General features: G+C 60.6%; 1 protein-coding gene and 1 pseudogene. One reads left to right on the forward strand and one right to left on the reverse strand.

The window, feature by feature from the left end:
• Positions 1-720, reverse strand: a 720-nt coding sequence (locus tag ACXJL8_RS39765; protein WP_456686893.1) for a L,D-transpeptidase family protein, incomplete at its 3' end; no start/stop codon positions are given.
• A gap of 568 nt (positions 721-1,288) precedes the next feature.
• Between ACXJL8_RS39765 and ACXJL8_RS39770 the strand changes: the two are divergent.
• A pseudogene (locus ACXJL8_RS39770) lies at positions 1,289-1,970 on the forward strand (transglycosylase); the annotation flags it as partial.

Raw genomic sequence — 1,970 nt, forward strand, 5'->3', positions numbered from 1 at the left:
AGCCGAGCTTGGACCCTGGAGACTAGTGGCTTCCGGAGTCTCGGCCTTGGACACCGGTGATCCATGCGTTGCCGCGGCTGTGCTAATGCTCTTACCGGCGACTCTGGCAGCCTGAAATTCCGGCGAACCGGACACGGCTTTCGGCTCAAAGAGGTGCGGATTGTTTATCTCGACCGGCTGGACATCGTCGTGCGCAATGATCACGCGCGTGCCGCGCTTCGTGAGATGCCAGAGTCGAATGGCAAAGTCATTTTTCAAACGGATGCAGCCGTGTGACGCCGGGTGCCCGGGCACGACACCGGCATGCAACGCAATCCCTGACCAGGTGATGCGCTGCATGTAGGGCATGGGGGCAGCGCTATAAATATTTGAACGGTGCCATCGTTGTTTGCTGATCACGCTGAATACGCCGAGGGGTGTAGGATGGCCCTGAGTTCCCGTGGACACCGATGAGCGTGCGATCAGGGCCCCGTTGTCAAAAAGCGAGACCCGTTGGTCAGCGATCGAGATGATGATCTGGAGCGGGCCCTTCGGAGGGTCCTCGGGCCGAGCGTTCTTCGCAGATCCAGAGTTTGTCTGCCGGTGATGGTGCTTGTGTTTGAACGGAGCGTAGTGGCCTGGCCAGAACCTGTCCTGCGGCCAAAACAGAAACTGAGCGTGTGCGATCCCTGTAGAGAGCATGAAAGCGGCGAAAGCTATTATTGGAGTCTGCTTTCTCATCCAGTGCCTCATGCAGTGAAGTTGCATGCGAGGTCCAACCAAAAAGCGTCGCGTTACCGATCATAGCCTCGTCTTCAAATCTGGTCGCAGTGGGTCGAAAATTGGACCAATTCCAATGACGAGGCCAATCTGCTGGAAGAAGACAATCGGCAATAGCCGTCGCGCCGATCGCCGGGCCGATCAATGTACGGTGTGAGGGCCGTTGCGACGGACGCTTTGATCTCGGGCAATGGGTTCGGTTCGCTCGAAGATCCCATAAATCGTCAACGACAGACCGCTCGAGGGGCCGGCATCCGCGACTACGGCCAGTCAAGCGCATCTGTTGGTCCGACATTCACCATGGCGGGCTCGCCCCGAACCGGCCGCATGGGTCCGAAACTTCCCTACACGCTTACGTCGGAGAACAATTGCTTGCCGGCGGCGCGTTGCATGCGGGCAACACTTCTTGGAAAAGTTGATGAGCTGCGGTTTGCGCCATTGCGCGGCCACGTCTCGACCCGAAAATCAACCCGTCGCGTGCTTGCCTGTGGAGCATGGCTCAGGCGGAGCCTTTGGAGGCGACGGGATCATGAACCCGCGGCGATTTGCGGCAGTGGCGCCCACGTTTTGCGGAACGGTCGTTCTCGCAGGGTGGATCGTTGGCTGGCTGGCTGGCTTCGGTTCGGCCGGCACCGAGAACACCCGCGCAGTGCCAATCGAGGACCGCGCAGCATCTCTCGCCGCCAACGCCAGGCTCGCGGATGAACCGCAGGCAATCGCAATTGGTAACGCCGTTGTCGCTAACACCGTTGTCGCGAACGCCGCTGTCGCCAGCGCCGAAGTGGCGACGGCCGCCGAACCCGCGGCGGGGACGGCCACCGACGCGACCGCGGCCTCGGATAAGCCGGAATCGATCGTCGTGGCCGCGTTGCCCGATCCGTCGCAGACGCTGTCGGCCGATTTACCGCCTGTGCAGGAATCGGTGGGCTTGGGCCACCATGATGTCGCCCAACCGGTGCCGACAACGCGCAATGCCTCCAACCCGGCGCTGGTGACGCAGGAGTTTCGGTATCTCATCTATTACGTCTGGTCCGAACTGCCGCCTACCGAGAAACCGGCGGAAATCGTCTTAAGGTCACTCAAGGACACCCCGGTCGGAACGCCGGTCGAGGAGATCAAGCGCGCTTCCGACGCTTTCGGTCTCGATTCCAATTTCATGAAAGCGGTTGCCAGGATCGAGTCCGGTTTCGACCCCAAGCAACGCACTGGGT

Source organism: Bradyrhizobium sp. P5_C11_2, from assembly GCF_054049755.1.